Annotated in this window: 13 protein-coding genes and 2 pseudogenes; 5 read left to right on the forward strand and 10 right to left on the reverse strand. The window is 57.2% G+C overall.

Annotated features, from left to right (window positions below):
- Positions 1–1,649: ESPR-type extended signal peptide-containing protein (locus M0D66_RS36815; RefSeq protein ID WP_266212832.1), on the reverse strand; the 1,649-nt coding region annotated here is incomplete at its 3' end.
- The gene (locus M0D66_RS36820; RefSeq protein WP_266212833.1) at positions 1,646–3,172 is read right to left on the reverse strand and encodes a tetratricopeptide repeat-containing glycosyltransferase family protein; all 1,527 of its coding nucleotides are present in this window, start codon (positions 3,170–3,172) and stop codon (positions 1,646–1,648) included. The genes M0D66_RS36815 and M0D66_RS36820, both read right to left, overlap by 4 nt.
- 910 nt (positions 3,173–4,082) lie before the next feature.
- Here M0D66_RS36820 and M0D66_RS36825 point away from each other — a divergent pair.
- Positions 4,083–5,636, forward strand: coding sequence for a hypothetical protein (locus M0D66_RS36825; RefSeq protein WP_266212834.1), 1,554 nt, complete (start codon positions 4,083–4,085; stop codon positions 5,634–5,636).
- Between the two features lie 300 nt (positions 5,637–5,936).
- On the forward strand, positions 5,937–6,662 hold the full coding sequence (locus tag M0D66_RS36830) for a carbonic anhydrase (protein ID WP_266212835.1): 726 nt from the start codon (positions 5,937–5,939) through the stop codon (positions 6,660–6,662).
- A gap of 796 nt (positions 6,663–7,458) precedes the next feature.
- On the opposite strand, the gene M0D66_RS36835 is transcribed toward M0D66_RS36830, so the two are convergent.
- Both M0D66_RS36835 and M0D66_RS36840 read right to left on the reverse strand, forming a co-directional pair.
- Positions 7,459–7,779: a hypothetical protein gene (locus M0D66_RS36835; RefSeq protein WP_266212836.1), complete on the reverse strand. Its 321-nt coding sequence runs from the start codon at positions 7,777–7,779 to the stop codon at positions 7,459–7,461.
- Between the two features lie 162 nt (positions 7,780–7,941).
- The gene (locus M0D66_RS36840) at positions 7,942–8,850 is read right to left on the reverse strand and encodes an MFS transporter (protein ID WP_266212847.1); all 909 of its coding nucleotides are present in this window, start codon (positions 8,848–8,850) and stop codon (positions 7,942–7,944) included.
- 208 nt (positions 8,851–9,058) lie between these two features.
- Between M0D66_RS36840 and M0D66_RS36845 the strand changes: the two genes are divergently transcribed.
- On the forward strand, positions 9,059–10,225 hold the full coding sequence (locus tag M0D66_RS36845) for a LysR family transcriptional regulator (RefSeq protein WP_266212838.1): 1,167 nt from the start codon (positions 9,059–9,061) through the stop codon (positions 10,223–10,225).
- Between the two features lie 116 nt (positions 10,226–10,341).
- Here M0D66_RS36845 and M0D66_RS36850 read toward each other — a convergent pair whose 3' ends face one another.
- The 3 genes and pseudogenes from M0D66_RS36850 to M0D66_RS36860 all read right to left on the reverse strand — a co-directional run bounded on the left by M0D66_RS36850 (position 10,342) and on the right by M0D66_RS36860 (position 15,249).
- Complete coding sequence (locus M0D66_RS36850) at positions 10,342–11,361, reverse strand: IS110 family transposase (RefSeq protein ID WP_201139494.1); 1,020 nt, start codon at positions 11,359–11,361, stop codon at positions 10,342–10,344.
- A 128-nt stretch (positions 11,362–11,489) separates the two neighbouring features.
- Positions 11,490–12,785 (reverse strand): annotated as a pseudogene (locus M0D66_RS36855) (IS1182 family transposase); the annotation flags it as partial.
- A 1,645-nt stretch (positions 12,786–14,430) separates the two neighbouring features.
- Positions 14,431–15,249 (reverse strand): hypothetical protein, encoded by an 819-nt coding sequence (locus M0D66_RS36860; RefSeq protein ID WP_266212839.1) that lies wholly within the window; start codon positions 15,247–15,249, stop codon positions 14,431–14,433.
- A 426-nt stretch (positions 15,250–15,675) separates the two neighbouring features.
- Here M0D66_RS36860 and M0D66_RS36865 point away from each other — a divergent pair, with 426 nt between their 5' ends.
- Complete coding sequence (locus tag M0D66_RS36865; RefSeq protein ID WP_266212840.1) at positions 15,676–16,116, forward strand: hypothetical protein; 441 nt, start codon at positions 15,676–15,678, stop codon at positions 16,114–16,116.
- A 329-nt stretch (positions 16,117–16,445) separates the two neighbouring features.
- On the opposite strand, the pseudogene M0D66_RS36870 reads toward M0D66_RS36865, so the two are convergent.
- The 3 genes and pseudogenes from M0D66_RS36870 to M0D66_RS36880 form a co-directional block, all read right to left on the reverse strand.
- A pseudogene (locus tag M0D66_RS36870) lies at positions 16,446–16,545 on the reverse strand (transposase); the annotation flags it as partial.
- Between the two features lie 230 nt (positions 16,546–16,775).
- Positions 16,776–18,953 (reverse strand): EAL domain-containing protein, encoded by a 2,178-nt coding sequence (locus tag M0D66_RS36875; RefSeq protein ID WP_266212841.1) that lies wholly within the window; start codon positions 18,951–18,953, stop codon positions 16,776–16,778.
- A 463-nt stretch (positions 18,954–19,416) separates the two neighbouring features.
- Positions 19,417–20,640 carry an autotransporter strand-loop-strand O-heptosyltransferase gene (locus M0D66_RS36880; protein ID WP_266212842.1) on the reverse strand — a complete coding sequence of 408 codons (1,224 nt, stop codon included), beginning with the start codon at positions 20,638–20,640 and terminating at the stop codon, positions 19,417–19,419.
- 1,050 nt (positions 20,641–21,690) lie between these two features.
- Here M0D66_RS36880 and M0D66_RS36885 point away from each other — a divergent pair.
- The gene (locus M0D66_RS36885) at positions 21,691–22,404 is read left to right on the forward strand and encodes a response regulator (RefSeq protein ID WP_266212843.1); all 714 of its coding nucleotides are present in this window, start codon (positions 21,691–21,693) and stop codon (positions 22,402–22,404) included.
- The last annotated feature ends 6 nt before the right edge of the window (positions 22,405–22,410 follow it).

Below are 22,410 nucleotides of genomic sequence, written 5' to 3' on the forward strand. Positions count from 1 at the left end.
ATGCTGCTGCTGTACGTACCCACCGTCGTCGACAGCGACGCGACACTGCTCGTGTTCACACCTACGGTTGTTGACAGTGACGCCACGTTGCTGTTGTTCGTATTCAGGCCCGTCGACAGCGAACCGATGCTGCTGCTGTACGTATCTACCGTGGTCGACAGTGACGAAACACTATTGTTGGTCGTGAAAAGCTCATCCCCGGTCACGACGTCAGTGCTGCCCGCGCCAATCGTTCCATTGGCGACATTGATGATCTTGCGTTGGCCTCCGACAGCGGTACTGCCAACGCTAAAAACGTTTGCTACCCCTCCGTCCGTGCTGCCGACACCCAGTACGACAGAACCATTGCCAGACGCATTCGCGCCATTTCCAATTGCAACGGCGTTGCTTACTACCAGGGGACTCGTGGGACTCTTACCAGACTCTGCATTATTCCCAATCGCTATGTTGTTGGATCCTGAAACAAATTGCCCGGTACTCAGGCCAATTGCGACGTTACTCGAGCCAACAAGACTGTTCCCACTACCCGTGCCAAGACCGATGTTATTGCCACCCGTAACATTCACGCCTGCCGAGGCCCCGTAGGCGGTGTTGTTGTTACCCGTAACATTCACCCCGCTTCCTGTACCGACGGCTGTGTCTGAAACACCCGAGACGAAGTCACCCGCTCCGGTTCCGATGCCAATTGCCTGTGAGGCGATCATAGTGTTTGATGCGGTGCCCGCCCCAGCTCCCTGCCCCATCGCAATGTTGTTGTTCCCGGTGACATAATTCCCGGCCCCCGCCGCTATGCCCACGTTATTGTTGCCCAAGGCAGAAAAGCCAGTTCGACTTCCAGTACCATCCGTCTGGGGCGCGCCCCCAATCCAGACATTCGCGCTACCAGTTTGATAAAAGCCGGCTTGGCTGCCAATTCCAATATTCTCATTGCCCGTGACGGGGGCAACAGTACCGCCACCAGTGAGCGCGTTAGCACCTAAAGCCGTATTGTTGTTACCAACTAAGCCTACCGCCGAACCTCCGCCAATGGATGTGTTGCCGCTGCCCGTGACGCTAACACCCGCGTTCCCCCCAACCGCTGCGTTACCGTTGCCAGTGACTTTACTACCGGTATTAGCTCCGACCGCTACGTTTAAGCCTCCAACTACGGTGTTGCCGGCCTGAGCCCCTGTGGCCAAGTTGCCGGTACCGGTTACACCAATACCCGTCGAAGCACCAAAAGCACTATTACTGTCACCCGTGACATTCGCACCGGCCGAAGTTCCGACAGCCGTGTTGCTGTTGCCCGTCACTGTGTTAGCTGACTGGTATCCAACGCCTGTGTTGCCGCTGCCGAACGCGTTATTCAAGGACTGGTAGCCAATACCTGTGTCGAGGTTTCCTCCCCCAATCCCGCATCCTGTGCTCAGCCCGTAAAGGACCGCGTTATTTAAAGTTGGTGTGCACGCACCCACTCCATATACCGATGTTCCACTCTGAGTGTCTGCCTGAACGTCCGGCGTCGAGAGCGCCAGCGCCATCGAAATGATGATCGGGGCCTGGCCAACGATTGCCGATTTCGACGACTTCGTACGGCTGTGCGCATGCTCTGATGCAACGACAGTTCGACCCGTTTTGCGATCAAAGATGAGTCGATAGATCCGGTTCATGGTGCAACTCCTACTTCGATTTTGTTTCTGGACTTGTTAGAGTCGCCAATTTCCCGGAACAGCCCCGCAAGCGGTGCGGACCAGTCGGAGTAAACCTGCTGCCGGTAGGTCCGCACGTGCGGGTACCAGGCCGTATCGCTCAACCAGCGCCAGTCCGCGTGCGTCTTGAGCAGTACGCGTGTGTCACAGCCCAGGGCGCCCGCCAGGTTGGCCGTCGACGTGCAGACCGACACCACCACGTCCATCTCCTTCATCAGGGCCGCGGTGCGGCTGAAGTCCGTCAGCACCCCGCTCATGTCGCGCACCGGCAGGTCCGCCAGATGGCTTAACGAAGCACAGTGCTCCGCGCTTTGCAGGCTGTAGAACGCCACGTCCGGCCGGGTGCGCTGGAAGTCATCCAGAACCGCATTGAGCAGCACCGGATCCACATTGCGTTGACGCCGGTTCGTCTGCTGCGAATGCGGGTTGGCACTCCACACCAGGCCCACGCGCACATGGCCCGATGAACCCAGCAGCGATTTCATGAGCGCCACGTCGTCCTGATCCGGTACCAGGTAGGCGGCCGTCTCTGGCTTGGGCAGCCAGCACGGCAGATCGCCCATCGACGCCCGCCACACCTTCCTCGCGCCTGCCACCGCGGCCTGCACGTCGGCGGGCCGCGCCACGTTGTGCGCGAGGAGGTGCGCGCCCGGGAAACTCGCCTGCATCAGGCGCACAAGGCCCGGATGACAGGCGATCACCACCCGCATGCCGGCGCCTGCGGCACGCTGGATGAGACCGGCGAAGAAACACGAGAACAGGATCTCGTCACCCGCGCCCTGTTCACCATCCACCAGCAGCACCGCATCCCGCTCGAACTCGCCGCCCCACAGCGCGAACGGATACTCCGCCCGTTGCAGGGAGATCCGTGCGCCGGCCTCAAAGCGTTTGCCGTAATGCGGCCACGCCGCGTCAAAGCGCCCGCATCCCAGCAGGTACAGGGAATACTCCCAGTGCGTGACCGGGTCCTCGTCTTCGGCGAGCTGCTGCGAGAACAGCGTGTCAGCCCGTTCGTGCAAACCCAGATAGGCGCAGCACACCGCCATGCGGTGCGCCATCTTCGCGCGCCGCTTGCCCTCGATGCGCTCGAGCCGGTCAAAGCACTCGAGCGCTTTCCTGAAATGCTCACGCAGGCGCAGCATCTCGCCGTAGTTCCACAGTGCGTCCGCATAGTCCGGAGCGATCTGAAGGCACCGCGCGTACTCCACCATGGCCAGCTCGGTCTGGCCGGCCTCGGCCAGGCACACCGCCAGGTTAAAGCGGATCTGCGCGTCCTGCGGCGCGAGACCGGCGGCGAACTGCAGCCACTGGATCGCATCCGACAGACGGCCCAGCCTGCCCAGCGAGATGCCCAGCACGAGGCTCGCCACCGGATCTCGCGGCGCGCAGTGGATCGCCTGCTCCGCGACGATCGCGGCCTCCAGGTGTCGCCCTCCCCGTAGATGGGAGACGCCCTGCCCTACCAGATCGGTCCATTCGTTCATCACGCCACACTCCACACCATCAAAGACAGACCGGGTCAACCACCCGCCAGGCATCACGACTGACGGAATATTTATTTCGTACTACGAACTGCTTGATAAGGAGAGACACTGCAAACCGGATCGACGGCCCTTCGGGCTCAACCGGCATCCATCCCGTTAATGCGTCACACTGACCAGCGGCCGAACCTCAATCTGCACCGGGTACCATCGCTGCATCAACCTCCTTCACACCGCCGAAAAACCTTTCGATTGCGTAAGATGATTGTATTTAATGCTGCGGGCATAGGTAACCTGAATATTGTTTCGCGGGGTTTCATGGTGCCGGGATAATCGCCGCCGCCTCCACGCCTCCGCGCCGCCTTACTGCTGCCGCGGCACGCGATTCGTTCATGTCAATAGACCCCGCTCATCCACACATGAGCTCAGTCCCAACGTGCGCTAGCCCACATCCGGCCTGGAATGAAAACGAAGATGTAAGGTGCTTCTGGGTCCGGAAACACACTCTCCCGGCGCACCGCGGAACAGACATGCCGTGATCGACGATCGTGTCTAGCGCCACCAGGCGCACATCCCCCATCACGGTCGCATGCGCGTCATGACACACGCCGACATACTTTTCCAGAAAGATTCACGTCATTCAAACCGCATAGCCGACTAGAATTGCCATCATCGCGTCCGAACTTCTGTTTGACTCGTTCGGGTGAAGGGCGACACGCGCCTTCGGTCATCCGGCTTGGTCGTTCGGCTGTGCTAGGTGTTACGTCGACAGTCGATCGTGTGCCGGCACATTGCCCCGCTGCTGAATGAAGTCTCGCAGCGCGATATTTGCGTAAGGAGTCACGCCGGGTTTTTAAGTGAGCCCCCCGTCGGATCTCACAAGAATGTTTTGGTGTTGATTTATTGAGTCGTCATGCGAACTGGTAACTTCAAAAACTTATCCCCCTCTGACACCCCCCACGGGCAATCAGACAGCGGCTCACATAGCCCCGCCGGGCTTGCGCTTCAATATGCGGTTGGGGGCACGCCTGCCGAAGTAGAAACGGGGCTGCCCACAGCCTCATCAGAAATCACTGAGGACTTTCAGGCTGCAATTGAGGAACTGCGCTCGGCGATCAACGTCTGCCAATGGCAACGGTACGACCATTTGCAACGCGTCATGCAATCAACCGTACGACATACCAACGGCTGGGTTTGTGGCGAAACCAGCCTGGCCTCCCCCCATCTGGGCGCGAAAGATCTTCTTGCATGCGCTGAGCGCAATGCTCTCGCCGTCCTGAAAGACGCGGCCCAGAATGAGCGCTCGCACAATGCGCGGCGCACTGCACTTCCCTACTCCGCCGAACAGTTTCGCGCCGAAGTGAAAAGGAGCCCGGGCAAGTTACGGGTCGGCTTCCTTGGACGCGACTTTTTCAATCAGGCGACGTCCTATCTCATGGTCGGAATGATTGAGGCACACGACCGCGACACAGTCGAATACATCGCATACGACTATGGTGCTGCTGCAGACGATGAACTTAGACGACGCATGAAGTCTGCGTTCGACAATTTCCACGTCGTCCAGGACCTTTCCAACGAGGACCTGGCGACGCGAATCCGCAGTGACGGTATCGACATACTGCTATTCCTGCAGAACCCGGCTGATGCAAGATGTGGTGTCCTTGCGCTGCGCCCGGCGCCCGTCCAGCTCGCGTACCTTTATTACCCAGGTAGCTTCGGCGCCGGACTCGTCGACGCGATCATTGCTGACCGGGTTACGATCCCGCCCGAACTCGAAGACAAATACTCCGAGGGGATCATCAGGCTGCCACACTGCTATCAACCAAACGACAGCTCTCGCATCCTCCCGCTCAGAAACGCCCGACAGTCATTCGGATTTCCACCCGATCATTTTGTACTGGCCAATTTTGGACAGCCATACAAGATCACACCGGCGATGTTCGATGTCTGGTGTTCCATCCTGCGTCAGCATCCCCAGACCGTCCTGTGTCTGCTCGCCCCTGAAGAGACCGTCGTCGACAACCTCGTGCGCGAGGCCTGTAAGCGAGGTGTGACCGCTTCACGGCTTTTTTTCCAACCTGTGGTGTCTACTGAACTCCATATTTCCCGGCTTAGCTGCGTAGATCTGATGCTGGACACTTACCCATACGGCGCGCATACAGGGACGAGCGATGCGCTCTGGGCAGGCACCCCGGTACTCACCCTGATTGGAGAAACGTTCGCGTCACGGGTCGCGGCTTCCCTGCTTCATGAAGTCGCGCTGGACCAACTTGTGGCAACCCGCGAGCAGGAATATGTCGCGATCGCGACCAGCCTGATCGAAATACCTGCGCGTCTGTCCTCAATTAAACGGCATCTCGTGGGGAAACGACATAGCTTTGCGCTGTTTGACAGTCGCACATATGCAAGCACTTTCGAACGAATGCTGCATCAGCTCGCCCGCGAGTTTTGGCACCCCGCTGACTGACCGAACAGACCTGCTGCGTCTCCCTGGCTACGGACAAACTTTATCGACAACGACTGCACCCGCTCCCGGCTCCCTTAACCGGCCCTCGCCGCCGTCACCGCTCGCCGAGGTTTCCAATCGACGGTTTAGCTGCAGCCAGCAGCCGCGACTGTGCCGGCACGCAACTACGCCGGCCATCGAGGCGTTTTCCTGAACAAAACCCATGGCACGCATTTCGGCAGCATCCGATCGCATTAAATCGGAGCTGCTTCCTTTCTCAACTCAATAGACTCTGTCGCTCCCTTTTCAACGAAAAAATTTATGTCTCACCACCGCGCTTCATCCGCTTCAAGGAGACAACTGCTCCTTACCGGCGCCGCCTCGCTCACGCTCACGTTAGCTGGCGTGAAATCACGTAGTGCCCATGCCGAATCTTCAACGGTTGTAATGGAACCGGGCAAGATATCGGCTGACGAGGCTTTGTCACGCCTCCTGGCCGGCAATACCCGTTACGTCACAAACACACCTCTTCCAATCGACAGTGCCGCTGCGCGCGCTTCGGTCGCCTCCGCGCAACATCCAATCGCCGCGATCGTCGGATGTGCGGATTCACGCGTCGCCCCCGAACTGATATTTGATCAGGGACCCGGCGGACTTTTCGTCATCCGGATTGCAGGCAACGTCGCGAGCCGGGAGGGAATCGCAAGTCTCGAGTACGGCGTCAAATACCTCGGAATACCACTCATCATGGTGCTGGGCCACACTAACTGCGGAGCTGTTGCCGCAGCGGTCAAGGTCGCACAGGAAAGTACTTCACTTCCTGGTCACCTGCCCGAGCTGATCCAGGAAATAGTGCCGGCCGTGAGGACCGCCCGAACTCGGGGCAACGCTTATCTTGTCGCGAATTCGATCGTCGAAAACGTTCGTCTGAATACACACAGGCTGGCCACATCGGAACCTGTCCTGGCAAGTGAGGTAAAGGAGCGACGCGTGAAAGTCGTCGGAGCCATATACGACCTGGCCACGGGCAAGGTTGGTCTGATATGAACGAGGAAAGTGAGCGAGCTTGACCGTCAAACGATTGCGGAGCAGCCTTGCATTGCGCGATGCGTTGCCCAATATCCGCAGATGTCCATCTTTGCAAATCATCAGCGGATAAGACCGAACGGGCACAAAACGCGATGCCCCTCGCTGGCCGCACTTTTGGCCGTGGCCATAGCCGATGGTTGGGCTGGACCTGAATATGTCCGCGAGGTCGCCCGCCAACGATTTTCTCTTTCGCAGTTGATCAAAGAAAAATGCAGAGGACGAGCACGTTGCTTCGACGCATGACCGCACGCGATAACATTCCCGATTCAAACTTTTTCCGGGGGTGCCGGGCTTGTCCGCCGCTCGCCGCAACAAAACCCTAGTTCGCTCCTCGCGTGCATCTCCGGTAGAAAAAACCTGCTGACTGGTAGCCGTATATCAAAATAAATCTGACACAACGCCGCAAGCACAAGTGTCACTCACGGCGTATGCGGTGCTGTGTTCCGGAGAACTGCTTCTTGTTCAAGCCCTCGCGCGTGCGAAGTGAAAGCGTCGCTGCTTTTGCCTCGATGAGCCCAGAGCGCGCGCACAGCCAGCGCTGTGCGTCCGAACAGTAAACGGCTGGGACATCTGAGCTTTACCAGGCCGCTTCGCAGCCAACTCGATGCGGCTGGCAATGTTATATCGCGCCAGTTGGCGCTTACGCTGATATCCGCAGCCTGCAGACTAGCGCATGGTTGCGCCACACGTGTTCTTAACGCAGCAAACGGCCGCTTCATCCATTCGCACAGGACTTTGCGATCGCGGCCTAACGCTATCGTGACGGGCCTCTCCGGTTCGGTAGCCCAAATAAAACGGCTCCAAAGGCGAGTAGAGAAACAAGCAGCAGCAGCCACATCGAAGCATTGTAGCCGTGCATAAAATAGTGCCTGACGAGATCGCCAACCTCGCCTGGATCCAGGTTGTACCGCGAAAGCCGGGCCGGTGCTGAAAGCGGATCGGACACGAGCGCTTCCAGACCGTGCGAATTGATCGGCAATCGACCCGCCACCGCATGCGAAAGCCAGTTATCGGCGACTACCTGGTAGACGATCGTGGCCACCGAAAGACCAATGGCGCCGCCCAGGTTGTGCACGGTCCAGCATGCTCCCATCGCTCTTCCCCACTGACGCTTTCCGGAACCGAAGACAGCGCCAGGACCGTCGAGGGTCCCAGGATGCAGCCCACCCAATGCCCACAATTGCAAACGCCGCGACAACATACGGAATCGACACGGAAGTGGAGAATTGCGCCTGCATCACAGCTGATAGAGCAAAGAGTGGAAAACCCACCAGAAGAAAACGCCGGGGTCCGATGCGGTCAGTCGCCCGCCCGACAAAAGGCGATAACAATGCGACGACTCCAGTGGTCGGCAAAAGCATAATGCCACGCAATAAAAGAACGCCATCAGAAACGTCGCGATTCCAGCATGAATGAAATTACGGCTCAGGAACAGGTCCATGCGGATGATCGGCGAAGCTACCGTGCGCTCCACGCGAACGAGAGATGCAAGTAGCGCAGTGGCAACGACGAATGACGACAGCGTCTTCGAAGAGAGCCATCCCCAATGTTGCCCCTGCGTGATGCCCAGCAGCAGACCACGCCAGTCGATGCCGTCACGCCCTCCGACATTCCGGGACTCGCCCACACTGTACAAACAGATGGCAAAGCTCAGCAGGATGAATGGTGCATTCACGAGAAATACCGACCGCCATCCAAAAGCGCTGACCAGCACCCTCCCCACCACGGGACCGACTGCGAGGCCAATGCCGTTCGCGCCGAAGAGCATACCGAGCACCCTGCCCCGCTCGTTTTCAGGAAATGCGTTGGCGACAATCGCGGCGGTTGAGGTATAGAGCACTGCGCACGAGATGCCCTGCACGAATCGAAAAGCAATCAGACTGCCAATATTGCCTGCAAACCCGGCGCCAAGTGATGACAGGCCAAACAGGGCCAATCCGAGATAGAGCAGCCGGCGCCTGCCATACTGGTCGGCCATTCGTCCAGCCGCCATCATACAAGTGCAAAGCGCCACGAGAAACGCAGAGATGATCCACTGACTCTGGCCGACACTCGCGTGCAGGTCGGCCTGAACATTGGGTATGACCGTGTTGACGATGGTGAAGTCGATGCAACCAAGAAAACTGGCGAGGCTTACGCCAGACAGTAGCCACCAGCGTTACATGCGGATAGTCAATACTTAGTTCGCTCATGGATTAGTGGTCAAGTTGGGCGATGGGCCAGGCACTGGTCATTGATAGACCGGCGAGCCACAATGGATTGAATAACGTCTAGAAGTTTATTCCCGCATTCGGCCGCCTGGTTGCGCCATTCCATCGATTTACTGGCGACAGAAATTCGCCAATAATGTGCGCATGATCTCCAGCGAGCGTCTCAATGCAATCCGTGCCTTCGTGCAGGCAGCAGACGCTGGCAGTTTCACGCGCGCGGCCACGCAGCTTGGTTTGTCGAAATCGGCAGTGGGCAAGGCGATCGCCCGTCTGGAGGAGCGACTCAACGTCCGACTGTTTCACCGCACCACCCGCAGCATTTCGTTGACCGACGAAGGTAAGACCTTCTACACCAGTTGTATCCGCGCGCTTTCGGAACTGGAAGCTGCTGAGGCATCGCTTGCGGCACGCTCAGTCGTACCGTCCGGTCGGCTGCGTGTATCGTTGCCGTCAATGTTCGGACCCCGCTGGGTAATGCCGGTCCTGCTCGAGCTCGCCGTGCGCCATGAGCAGCTCGAGCTCGAGGCTACGTTTGTCAATCGCCGGGTAGATTTTGCCGAGGAAGGTATTGATCTCGCCGTGCGCATTGGCGAACTCGAGGAAGGATCACACTTGACGGCACGCGTGCTGGGGACACAAAAGCTGGTCGTTTGCGCAGCGCCCGCGTATTTTGCAACGCACGGCCGCCCAGCATCGATCGAGTCGCTGAACCATCACACATGTATCAGTTTGCTTCGGGACGGCAAAGTGGAGTCATGGCGCTTCAAGGGCAAATCAGGTGAAACCCGGTTTGTTGCCGTTCAGGCACGCCTGCGAATCGGCCACCTCGAAGCGATCTCGGCTGCAACTCTGTCCTGGCATGGAATTGCCCAGATACCTTTGTGGCTGGTCTCCGATGCGCTTCGTGCGGGTGCACTCCAGGCAACGTTGACCGAAATGGAAGCCCCCGGGCTACCAATTCATGTGGTCTGGCCTGCGGGACGCATGATGCCGCCGAGGGTAGACAGCGTCAAGCAGCATGGCCGGTCAGCGACAACTATCTTGGCCGGCCAAGATAATTGTCGCCGCCCACGCATCGCCTTCAGAACCGCTTCTGAACCAAGTAGCCTGATCACTCGCTTCATGTTGTACGCCAGCACGTGCAAGCTCATCTATATGAACGCGTCCCGTTTGAGCAAGCTCTCGTATGTTCTGGGAAACAGGTTGATCGCGGCTCTATATCCGGGCTTGTTGCAGCCTGATCCGCTGCGGCCCACTATGAAATCCGCTGACCCATGCCTCATTCTCCGTGCGAGCTCGAAGCTCGTATGAGCCTTCAGGTTTCGTGGGTCATGGTCCGACCTGGTGTGTCATCGCATACGGTGCCTGCGCAACCTTTAGACGTATCAATCTGATTGCAAGTTAATTGTTCGCGAATCGATTACCGCCTATGCCGGCTTCCTGCTCACGTAATCCCTCTGATATGGACGGTCATGGGCCAGAATCGCCCAGATCATCCGCGCCATCTTGTTGGCAAGCGCGACGATCACGACGTTCGCTGGGCGCCGCCTGCGCATCTCCTCAATCCAGGGGCCGGCATCCTTGGCGTGACTCAACACGGCGCGTGCGCCGTGGATCAGCAGTGTTCGGAGATACGTGTCGCCCCTTTTGCTTATCCCGTGCAAATTCACTTTGCCGCCGGAACCACTCTGTCTGGGTACCAGACCAGCCCACGCAGCGAATTCCCGACCGGAGCGAAAAACCTTCGCATCGCCCATCGTTGCCACTGCAGCGGTTGCTGTCAGCAGACCCACTCCGGGAATTTCGCTGATCGCCTTTACGGCGGGATCTTGCTTGACCCACTCGCGCATCCGGCGCTCGATCGCGGCAATCTGCTCGTCAAGCTTTGCCAGGCCGTTCCACTGCTCGCGCAGCGTATCGACCAGCACCGCTGGAAGGCGCTCGCTGATCCTTGCCAACACGTTCGGTATCGCCCCGTCCAGCGCCGCACGGCCTTTGCTCATCACTTCGCCGTACTCGGTGAGCAGGCCTCTGAGGCTGTTGATCTGCATCGTACGAAACTTCACCAGTTGCTGGCGCATGCGATGTAACGCCAGCATCGCCTGTTGCATTTCGGTCTTCACCGCCACTGGTTTGCCAGGCTGCTGGACCGCCAGCCAGATCGCGCGGGCATCGGCCGCATCGTTCTTGTTACGGATGTTGAATGCTTTGACGTACTTCGCCGGCATCAGCTTCACCTGATGCCCCATCTTAGTGAGTTCTCGCGCCCAGTGGTGAGCACCCCCGCACGCTTCGATGCCGATAAGGCATGGAGAGCGGTTCACGAAGTGTTCCAGGAATTTTTGCCGCTTGATTGGCCTGTTCACAATCTCACCTGTTTCCTCGTCCACGTAGTGCACTTGGAAAACCATTTTCGCGATGTCGATTCCAACCGGTGTGGGCTTCATCTCGGACTCTCCAGTTCGCCTCGAAGACCTTTATGATCTTCCATCTTGGGCACTTCAATGTCGTTCGTCCGTGTGGGTCCAACTCCATGCGACTCCATCGTTCACGGGTGGGACGCGTTCATTTCATTCTCCGTGCTCACCCGCTCTATGGTCCGTGTCAGGAAATGAGTAGCGCCCATCCATGCCTTGATCGTGCCGAACGGGTGCTCGACAGTCTGCCGCCGGATGCGCATCCTCTCGGGCGCATGATCAAGCCGCGCCTGCATCTCATCAAGAACAGCTTCGTGTTCCCAGCGTGTCACGCGACGACGAGGACCTGGCGTGCAGTCCCCTTTTAGCGGACATTGCTGGCAATTCGAACTCCAATACTTACTGATCTTCAGGCCGCGTTCGACGGTCGAGAATCGCCAGATGAGCCGCTCGTCTGCTGGGCACCGATATTCGTTCGTCTGTGCGTTGTAAATGAAGTCATCCTTGCCGAAGCGGCCATGAGCCGTTGCGCTCGATGTCACCGTCTTCGGAACGAACACACTCACTTATTCCAGCCTCATGGCATGCGAGTATTTCCTCGCTCTAGTAGTAGCGCGATCCGCAATCGCGGTGAGCTTGTCGACGGCCATCTCTACGCGGGCAAGCTTAGCCATTGACGTCAACTGATCACGATCAATGCCGTCATTGGTAACGGCGTGCGCGACGATCAGATGGTGTTTCGTGTCGACCGTCGTCTGGACGTTGTAGCCGGCGACTCCCCGTTCCTCGTGTCTTCATCGAACGGGCATCTGGATCCGTGATCGATACCTGTCCGTCGGGTGCCGCGTTGAGTTGGACCTCGATCTCCTTGAGGCTTCGCATCTCTTCCTTCAAGGCGGCAATCTTGTCCTGCAATCGCTCTGTTCTGGCCTTCGCGATTGCAGGCTCCTGACGATCCGCTGTATCCATCGCCTCGAGATAGCGAGCGATACTTGACTCGATGTCGCGCATGCGCCGTTCGAGCTTCGCGCTCGTGAAGTTGCGGTCACGATGGTTTACGGCCTTGAACTTGCTGCCATCGATCGCAACGAGCGCTTCGGCGAAGAGGTCCAGTTGTCTTTACGGAACCGGGAGATGGTTTTGAAGTCCGGCGTCAGGCGGCCCGTGAGCCACGTCAGTTCGACGTTGCGCTGCGCCTCGCGTTCAAGGCGACGGCTCGATTGAATACGGTTCAGGTAACCATAGATATAGATCTTGAGCATCACCTCGGGGTGATACGACGGCCGACCGGTCAACGCTGGTTCGACACCTTCAAACCCGAGTTTATGAAGATCAAGCTCATCTACAAAGACATCAACTACGCGCACAGGATTCGTGTCCGTCACGTAGTCATCAAGCGCTTCTGGCAGGAGAAAGCTTTGCGTACGACTATCGCCCTGGACGAATCGCTTCATCCGCTATCGGATGAGAAATTCTAGCGCTTCAAAAATGCGTTTTGACACGGTCTGGACCATGAATGGCCGGTCGACAACTCGAAATTCAATGTACTGCGCTCCCGCTATACGCTAATGGCGCATCGTTCTGAAGCCGCCGATATGCTCGCCGCGCTGCCTTCGTTCCGACCGACCATGAAGCGACTCAGTAACGCGTTGCGACAGATGGAACCACTTCTGCTGCAATTGAACACCGGTCGCCACTCGGCAGATGAGCTTATAAACGCCCCCTGAGCGTGAATAGAGTTCTCGCATTGGGCTCTGGGTTTTGGAAGGGTGGCCCGAACGACTGCTGGGCAGTGGTGGGTGCTGTATCCGGGATGCGTTTAGTCAAGGAGGGCCTCAGAATGGACAACGTGAAGCTGGAAGACCTCTGGATAAACGGAACTAGTCCCACGGTGAGTCATCGTATGCGCGGCAATGGTACAGACTCCGATTTCATGAGGGTCGTGCTAGAAGGGCGCGTCCGTGTTTTCGAACGCAAGCCAGCCACCAGAGATTGGTGCGAGGTTTGCCATGCGGAGTCGCACGCAGTTATCATCTGAGACGGCTGCTTGTCATACATGGCCTGTGGCGCGCACTGGTATCGTCGGCCAGATCGCGGTGTCTGGTGGGTCACTGAACCCCGTTTTTAAGAGGACTCAGACATTCCGGGAGCTTGCTATATGGCTGCTGAAGCCGGACCGGTCGGTCGAGGGAGTCTTCGTTTCAACGAATCCTGAAACGTGGTCTCGCTTTTCGCGCTCGACCCGGTTTGGCGAGATGCCAGCTGCGTACACTTGTGAGCGACAAACGGGAACGAATGAAGTTGCTCAGCAATGCCAGAAGGCTGATCGTGTTTCTACGGATACACCAGTCGCTCAGCATCGAAATCGTACTTCGGGATTGTGTGATGAGTTCACGCGACGCTTCGAATGGGGTCCAGCATGGGATTCGTCATGGTACGTTTCGTCGCGAGAAGTATGTGATGTCAGCAAGCCGGCGGCCGTTGCTACCCCGTGACAAGGACGTAGACACGCTGTTACCCAACGCGCTACTTACGGTATAGAGGGGCATCATGTCGGTAGCTGCGCAGCCTCTGGTGGATCCAACCGGACGGGTCATCTCGCTCTTCGTTTCGGCGCGGTAAGTTTGCCAGCCGCGCAAACTATGAAGCCTTTGTAGCCAGCTGAGTGTCGTTGACGGCGTCCACTTCGCACATGACGCAGAGCGTGCCGCCGGATTTCTGATTCCGCAGCGACTGATCGATAGCATGGGGCTTGCGCATTCGCTTGACTACCGGTTGCGCTGCCTGTCGAGCGGTGAGCGTTGGTCGATCAGATTGCTGGCACGTTACAAGCGGACAGCCTCAAATATTGCTTCCTGTTCGGTGGCGCCGCCCACCCTTTGTTGATGCTTATAGATACACCCCCCGTCCGCCCGTGGTTGGGCGCATTCGTGCACTGACAAAATCTGTCAGCAACTCGGACTTGATGTCTCGTTACGACGCGCGATGCGCCTCGGATTGTCGTGTTCATCGCGAAGTCCAGATTAAAACTGAACAATCCCGCGCTCAGCGCAGGAGAAGTCCGGGTCCTGTTCCCGAAAGCGTCGTTGTCGAGCAATGTCAGGGGACGTCAGTTTCCGCGCGCCCCCGTTGCGACTGCAGAAGGGGTGGCGCAACACAGAGGCCAACTACCCAGCCAAAATAAAAGCGAAAATCAATCCCGTAGTCGGTCCAGTCGTACACGGAGAATGCACGTACGTTGGAAAGCCACAGACCTAACTGCAGCGCGCCCGCAAGAGCAAGCCACGCCAGTGCAATTCCGGTAGTCACGAAGGCGCAGCGCCTGAAGGTGAGGTGATCCCACTGCTGACGAACGCAAATATATCCGCCAGTCAGTATCAGCGTACATGGTATTGCGGTTGTAATGATATCGCGACTAGACCATCCGAATCCTCGTCCGGTCACATAGGTAATCAGGAGGGGCAGTATGGCCAGTGGCCACGAAATCCAGGAATTCGAACGCGCGGCAAGCCACGCGGTTGTTATCGCAAAAGGGACCGCTGCCCACTGAATTACCTGCGAGACAGCCCGCACCAGACTTTCATCGGCACGCTGGTTGGCTGGACTTGCGTCCACATATACGGTGATAGCCTCGTGAACGCAGACCGCTACGACCGCAAAAGCGAGAGCCGTGCAGGCCGCGAATGCAGGGCTCTTGTCCGCGTGAACAGACTGAAAGCTTAGACTGCGAAAATATTCAAGAACCGGCTCAACGAAGAATGCAAGAATGGAACCGACCAACAGCGCCGATGCTGCAGTGAGCAACGTGAAATGATCGCAAAGGGAGAGCAATCCCTGCCAGAGAAACTCGGGCGCCGCCGAGCAAACTGAAACCCAGAGGGCGAAGAAGAACCCGTTGGCGATGTGGCTAAGCGGCACAGTAGCTCCTCATGAAGGCGATATAGGCGCCATGGTTGCTTCTCGACCTTTCGGCACCGGTTGGATTTTCGTTCAGAAAGAAGAAGGCTCGTTCAGTTATTCGGCCGAGGATACCCGTCAATTCTGCTAGATGTTCTAGACTCCTGGAACTGATAGTCAAATCGTGTATGTAACCTTGAAAATGCGATGCCGTTTGCCAGGCACTCTTGCGCCTGATGAGCACGATGAAACTCGCGTGGATGGATCGCCAGATGAATATGACTGTGCACTATGTGCACAGCATGGTAACGAATAACGGTCAGAGTTCGTCGCTGGTAAGGTCGTCTGACGGCGCTCTTCAGAAACCGGAAAATAGAGTAAGGTAAATGGACCTGTTCCCGTCGGCGTGCGGCAAATACTTCTTCGTTTGTAGACGTGGCGAGCCGGATGACGCCTGCTTCGAGCGCCCCAGCAAATGTGCCTTTCCAATCGCCCGCTGCGATTCGCGGGGTTGCTTCGCATGCTGTCATGCACGGTCATTACCGATGCGTCTTTTGCTATGACGATGCGACGGGTTCCGGCCGGGTTGAGGAAAATCTGGCCAGCGTGTCGAATGACGGTTTGCTCATTGGCAGTGGTTTTGAGCTTCTTTTGCACCGCGTGGTCTTCACGCGGCTGCCTGGCATGAACTTGATAGCGAAAATCCGCTGTCGAACGCAGCAAGGCGCGAAGATAGTTGATGGGTGCGCGCGCGTGCTTGAGATGTTCCCAACTCGCTTCGACAACATCGGACAGAAGTTTGCCGTGTTCGCGACCCTCGCGCATAAGTTTGAAAATCAGAAATTCACGAAATCCCAAAGTTGCGAGGCGGCGAAGATCGCCCGATAAGCGTGCTGGTTGTCTCTTTTGATCTTTAGGGTATAGATCCTTATATATAGCTCCGTCTGCCACCGTGGCAGTCTGCCGGGCGTGAGATAGGCGTTCTTCATGTTCAGAAGACGCGCCCGGAGTGTCGGAAGCTGGCTGCGTCTCGGTGGCGCGCCCTATTTCAACCAGACTGAGGAGGGAGGTTGCCTGTTCAGTTAAATGAAGGTAAGCGCGACCAAAGAGGCCAGCCTGTCCATAGCGTCGTTGCGGAGGCCTGTTGATGAGGCCGGCGGCTTCCAGGTCGTCCAGACTTCTGTAGAACGTGCGCATTGATTGCATTGCTCGGCCGGTAACCCCAGCCATGCTGGCGAAGTCCCGCCCAGACCTGAAGGCGGCAGGGTCGCCGATGGCGGCCACGGTGGCCGTTGCGGTCGACAGGCCAACGCCGGGATTTCAGCCACAGCATCAGAAGTACGCGAAACGTCAATCTTCCTGTCGATCGGGGCGTAGACAACCCCACACACGGCTCTCGCAGACGCACCCAGCGCTTCAGAAGTATTCCTGGCTGTCGCTCGTGGCTCCCGGACAGCCGTCGCCTGACCTGTCTTGCCCGAGCCGTTAGCGCATTCGTAGGTGAGTTTTCACGCGAGTCTTCGCTATTGCTGAACGTCAGCTCTGACTTACGTTCCACACCTCGCAATCGGTAGTTCGGCGGGAGATACGGGTTTCGAAAAGTAAAATCCCTGAACCGCCAGATCGCCAAACTGTGACAGCCACTCTACCTGATCTCGAGTCTCTACCCCTTCAATAACGAGCGAAAGGTTCAGTTCCCGCGTGAGCCGGATAAGATGAGTTAACAATAGTGTCGATGCATATCGCGTTGGAATACCCTTCATAAAATCGCGATCGATTTTCACGCCATCGATCGCAAGATTCACCAGTTGCGAAAGCGATGAATAACCCGCTCCGAAATCGTCCAGCACGATTCTCACCCCCGCTTCGCGCAACGCACCAAGCCGCTCCCGAACAACGGCGCCCCCTTCCAGCATGACCGTCTCAGTCACCTCCACCTGCAACGCGTTCGGCGCGATCATATAGTCGTCAAGGCAACGCCTTACCGTACGGACAACATCCGCGTTCATCAGCTGGACGGGAGACACGTTGATCGAAAGCGTGAGCGGACGCGGATCAGTTTTCTGCCACTGACAAAAATCCCGGCATGCCTGATCAATGACAAACTCACCGATCTGCACAATCAAGCCGCTCGACTCGGCCAAAGGAATAAAATCAGCCGGCGAAATCACACCTTTGTCCGGATGCCGCCACCGCACAAGCGCTTCGACCCCTCTGAGCTCTCCGTCGAGCCCAACAATTGGCTGATAGTCCAGAAAGAACTCTTTCTTGATGATCGCGTGCTGCAGGGACTGGAGTTTTTCCACGCTGGATTTTGCGCGCTCAGACAACTCTGTCGAATAGACAAAATGCTGGCTGACACCGGCGCCCTTGCCCGCTATCCTGGCCTGATCCATTGCGAGATTAGCCTTGGTCAGCACATCGAACTCCGTGTCGTTCGAATCGTCGTACACGACAACACCAATACGTAAGCGGACCGTATGACTGTTGCCGCGTGTGCCGAACGGGCGATCGAATCTGCGGATCAACGCCCCCGCAAGGTCCACTGCCCTCGCGCCAACACCATCGCCATCGAGAAGTACAACAAACTCATCGCCGCCGATACGCGCCAGCAATCGACCCTGTCCGGCAACGTCGGCGACGCGTCGCGCAATGCGACGCAGCAGGTCATCGCCTGTCTCGGGTTGAAGCGTGCCGTTTATATACTTGAAATCGTTCAGATCGATGTACATTACCGCCAGCTTCGATGCCGCACCCAACTCTTGCATGCGGCGCCGAAGCGCCTGGACGAACATGTATCTGTCTGGCAATCCGGTCAACCCGTCAGTCTGTGTCTGGTTCTGGGTCTTCGTCTTACCCGTCGTTATGGTGACAATGGCTGCCGCTATGACCAGCAGAGCGCTGGCGACAGCCCCCATCAACAGATACAGTTTCTTCGCGCGACGATACCCGGCCAGTACTTCGCGCTCTGACAGCCCAACCAGTACCGCAAACGGATAGCGGACAAGCTGGTGACAGGTCAGGAATCGGCGAACGTGATCTACAGGATCGTCAACCGTACCGCCGTCCGCTCGACCCAACTGGCAGTAAGAATGCGCAGAGAACTCGTTCGCGGGCCCCCGTTCACCTCCAGCACGTCTTGACAACAAATAGCCGCTGTCCGAGATCACTGCGAGCATGCCGTCGGATCCAGGCGCATCAAGGTTGTAGAAGCCATCTGTGAGATAGTCCGGATCCTCTGATACCACAACCACCCCGGCGAACGAATCATCTGAATGATTCGGGCGACGAGTGAATTGCAATGTCCATCGATATGAAATCCGCCCCAGAACGGGCTGGCTGATGTAGAGCCCCGCCTTGCGATTGGTCTCGTGAACCTTGAAGTGTGGTCGGTCGGCAAGATTCACACCACTGCTGCCAGGAGTCGTTGACTGGATAACCTCGCCATCCGCCCCAACAATGGCGACCTGCAGTGCCGTGTCCGCGGAGATCACACCCTGCCGCCCATAGGTTTCGAGGGCGAATGTCGACGGCGAACGTTCGTACTCTGCCTTTAACCGGCGCAGGACGACATCGGCGTCATGAATTGTCCTGTCAATATGCGTGGAAAAAGAATCCGTCAACTGAGCTGAGCGCTCCGCTGTAGCGCGCCTTGCCTCTGTACCCTCAAACTGGATACGGGCAAATGCAACGATCCAGATTACGCCAATCAGCACAGCGGTCACCGTTACGATCCAGCCAACGAAACCCGCTCTACATTTCCAAGGCGGTACAGGGTGCCCTGCCCTTCCTGTCCAGCTCGACTGCTCACACCCTGCCACTACCATCACTCCTCTCCTCTCCGGCGAGAGCAAAAAATTGCCCCGCCGCTAACTATGAGGCAGGAGACCAACAGGCGATGCGCACGACATGAAAGGCAACAATATTTCGGACAAAATCCGTCATCTCGCGGCACGTCAACCGTTCCCCATCTCCTGCGGGAACCCTCAAAGACACGAGTGCATACCTGGATCACATGACCTGCGCATGGCTCAACACAATCACATGCAACTCGCGCGCGCACGATCGGCAAGGACCCTTTTCACCAACGATGCTCCTGCATGTGAACTCCTTCCTCTGCAGTACCGCAGATTCACCTCGCAACACTACTGCAGGCGGAGTCCTTCCTGTCGCGTTGACCCGAACGCGTTACGCAGCACGGTCCTCATTTTCAAGGGTCACGTGTGCGGCAGAATCAGGGCAACGCTCGCCGTCTTTCATGTCCTGAAGAAGCCGGTCAAACTGGCGAATCACCTGATGAGACGTGATCAACGCGGAACACTCGTACTGGCGGTTAGTTCCTTTATGCCGCGGACACCAGAAGAAGTCCTTGTGATCAAAGCGGTGCCGGACATCATTCCAGCACCCGGTACACGTATGAATGTTGAACACGCGGTACGGCGTGCGAAACTCGTTAAACGGCAACGTGAAACCACTGATCATGACAACTGGAACCCGGCACGCCCACGCCAGCCATGCCAGTCCGCTCGACAACCCGACGAACGCCGAGGCGTGTTGCAGTAGTGCCACCCGCTCCCCGAGCGGACGATTACCGGTAAAGTCTTCCGCCTCGGGGGGGCAGTACTGCCATGCGGGGACCTGCCCGTGGAACTGTTCACGATCAATGCATAGCACGCGGTATCCGCTCGCCTTAATGTGCCGGATTACATCTCGCCAACCGGTCGGGTTGTTCCACTTCTTGCATTGGGTCGACGCCTGGACTGCGATGCACACGTAAGGCTCTTCGACAATCCGCGGTGCATCAAGCTTCAACTTCGCAGGCAACTCTGCGTCATCCACACCGAGAATGTTCGCCGCTGTCCGATGCAACCCAACGAGCCGAAAGTCGATTGGCTGCATGCAGTTCTCGCTGTCGTCAAAAAATAACCCCATGCGATAACTCGCATAGAAATCGTCATGCTCACTGAAAGCGACATAGTGTAAGTTCGGATAGGTCGCGCTGAACAGCGCGGCAACCTCGTCGGCCATCGTGTAGCTCACCTGGCAACCGTGAATTTCGCGAAACCGTTCGACGTAAGGAAACCACGCAAGAATGTCCCCAAGCGTACCCACGGGAAAATGGACGCACACCCGTTTGCCTGCAAATTCCATATCGTGTGAGAAATCGGGCTTCTCTTTGCCCTTCTGCCATACCCGAATACCAAACCGGACATAGAATTTCTTGGTGCTCGTCACCATGCCTTCGGCAATATCCGTTCTGAACAGTACGTTTCCGCTATCAAGATCGTGTAGCTCTACGCGCCAGTCCCCCTTCGGCAACAACACGCGCGCACCATCGTTAAAGTCGTATCGAATGCCTCTCGGACCCGTTCCGGTTGGAATCGCTACCTGCGCCTTTGCGGAATCGTCCATTTCTTTTACCCTGTACACGTTGATAAGTCCTGCCCAACAATTCACCTCGAGGCTCGACCAATTCACTGACCATAAGGGACGTGAACCAGACACCGTCCCGCAGCCGCGGTCAAGACGTGAGATTCTATTGACGGCCGGATCGTCGTGAAACGCAAATATTGTTTCACAGCATTTCATCAAAAATCCGCCCGGGCGGACTCGGAGTCCACGGCGCAACATCACGCACCGAAAGATCCAGCCGACTTGACATGACTGGCTCACACCACGCCCTGGATACGCCGTCCATCCGCTCCACGGCCCCTGACGGCGACTGGAGCGGTATCCCGCCCATCAGGTTCGTCGCTTCCCGCGGTGCTCCAGCTTGCTGAAATTATTTCAAAGGATGTCGTCATGTGCATCAGCCCAAGGTGAGATGTAAAGTCTCTACCTGTACATGGCTGCAACTTGGAACGGATAGCGTACAACGTGCAGGCAACACCCAATCGCCTCCCTTGCACTGGCAACGAGTGTTTGTATCAGACGCCACAGGATCAGGCTGCGTTGCTAACGTCTGCGCCAGCGAGGAGCGCGTTTGCAATCGCGGGAATCGACGCTGTGGTCATGTGCGGAATATGATCCATTGCGCGTCTCCGCGTTCGGTCATACGACAGGAACTGAGCACGCACTGCTGATCGACGACACTTCCAAGGCAAATCCCGGTGACATCCGATGAGGATGTCCATGACATTACTGCCGGGAAAGCATCGAAAGATCGAATCGTATTTTTAAATCCTTTGCCGCCCAAACCTGTATCGGCAAGGTTTGAGATCACACGCTAGTTCAGGACACCTGTCAGACGGAGTTCTGTTCGACCATGTGTCGACCCCTCTCCGGTCAAAACGTCGCATCGCGAATGCATCCATTTCGCGGCGCGCCCTGAATCGACAAGGTGTATGCGCTTCCTCCATATCGCGGGTAGCTACGCCATCGTCCTTAACTGCGACTTTTATGTACTCAACCTGCAACGATGCGCCTTCCCTCTTATCGGATTCAGATGAAGACCGAAGTCAAATGTCCCCTCCTGCCAGAATCATCATCGTCGACGACGAAGTCGAACTGCGTAACATGCTTAAGCGCTTCCTTTCCGAACACGGTTTCGATGTTCGAACGGTAACTGACTCGAAGCAGCTTGACCGCCATCTGCAGCGTGAGCGCTTTGATCTGGTGATTCTCGATCTATTGATGGAACCGGAGGACGGCCTGTCAGTCTGCCGTCGACTTCGAAGCGAAGGGCACAACCTGCCAGTCCTCATGCTGACCGGAAAGGGAGATCCGATTGACAGGGCGATAGGCCTTGAAACCGGCGCAGATGACTACCTTCCGAAGCCGTTTTTCCCGCGAGAACTACTGGCACGCGTCAAAGCGTTATTACGGCGGCAACGAATCGCCGCTGGCGAGCTTCCAACTAACTTCCAGTTTGTGCGATTCGGCGACTTCCGCCTCGACGTTGCCCGACAGCTTCTGACACGCAATGGCCAGTCTGTCGATATCCACTCGTCGCAGATGATGCTCCTCCATGCGCTCGCCCTGACGCCCAACCGAGCGGTAAGTCGACATATTCTGAATGCCCGGACCGGTGGCCGGAACCAGGACGTTTTCTGCCGCAGCATCGATATCCGGATATTACGATTGCGGCAGGCGGTGGAGGACGATCCGTCAACACCGCGCTTTATACGGACAGTTTGGGGATCCGGCTACATGCTCCTTTCGGACATTGAATTATGAGAATCT

This window comes from Paraburkholderia sp. SECH2, assembly GCF_030464795.1.
GTDB lineage: Bacteria > Pseudomonadota > Gammaproteobacteria > Burkholderiales > Burkholderiaceae > Paraburkholderia > Paraburkholderia aspalathi.

Bases quoted from the DNA above. Each gene is read 5' to 3' on its own strand.
- M0D66_RS36830 (WP_266212835.1), top strand. From the start codon at position 5,937: ATGTCTCACCACCGCGCTTCATCCGCTTCAAGGAGACAACTGCTCCTT.
- M0D66_RS36865 (WP_266212840.1), top strand. From the start codon at position 15,676: ATGACGCCTGCTTCGAGCGCCCCAGCAAATGTGCCTTTCCAATCGCCC.
- M0D66_RS36845 (WP_266212838.1), top strand. From the start codon at position 9,059: ATGATCTCCAGCGAGCGTCTCAATGCAATCCGTGCCTTCGTGCAGGCA.
- M0D66_RS36850 (WP_201139494.1), bottom strand. From the start codon at position 11,361: ATGAAGCCCACACCGGTTGGAATCGACATCGCGAAAATGGTTTTCCAA.
- M0D66_RS36885 (WP_266212843.1), top strand. From the start codon at position 21,691: ATGTCCCCTCCTGCCAGAATCATCATCGTCGACGACGAAGTCGAACTG.
- M0D66_RS36825 (WP_266212834.1), top strand. From the start codon at position 4,083: ATGCGAACTGGTAACTTCAAAAACTTATCCCCCTCTGACACCCCCCAC.
- M0D66_RS36880 (WP_266212842.1), bottom strand. From the start codon at position 20,640: ATGGACGATTCCGCAAAGGCGCAGGTAGCGATTCCAACCGGAACGGGT.
- M0D66_RS36820 (WP_266212833.1), bottom strand. From the start codon at position 3,172: ATGAACGAATGGACCGATCTGGTAGGGCAGGGCGTCTCCCATCTACGG.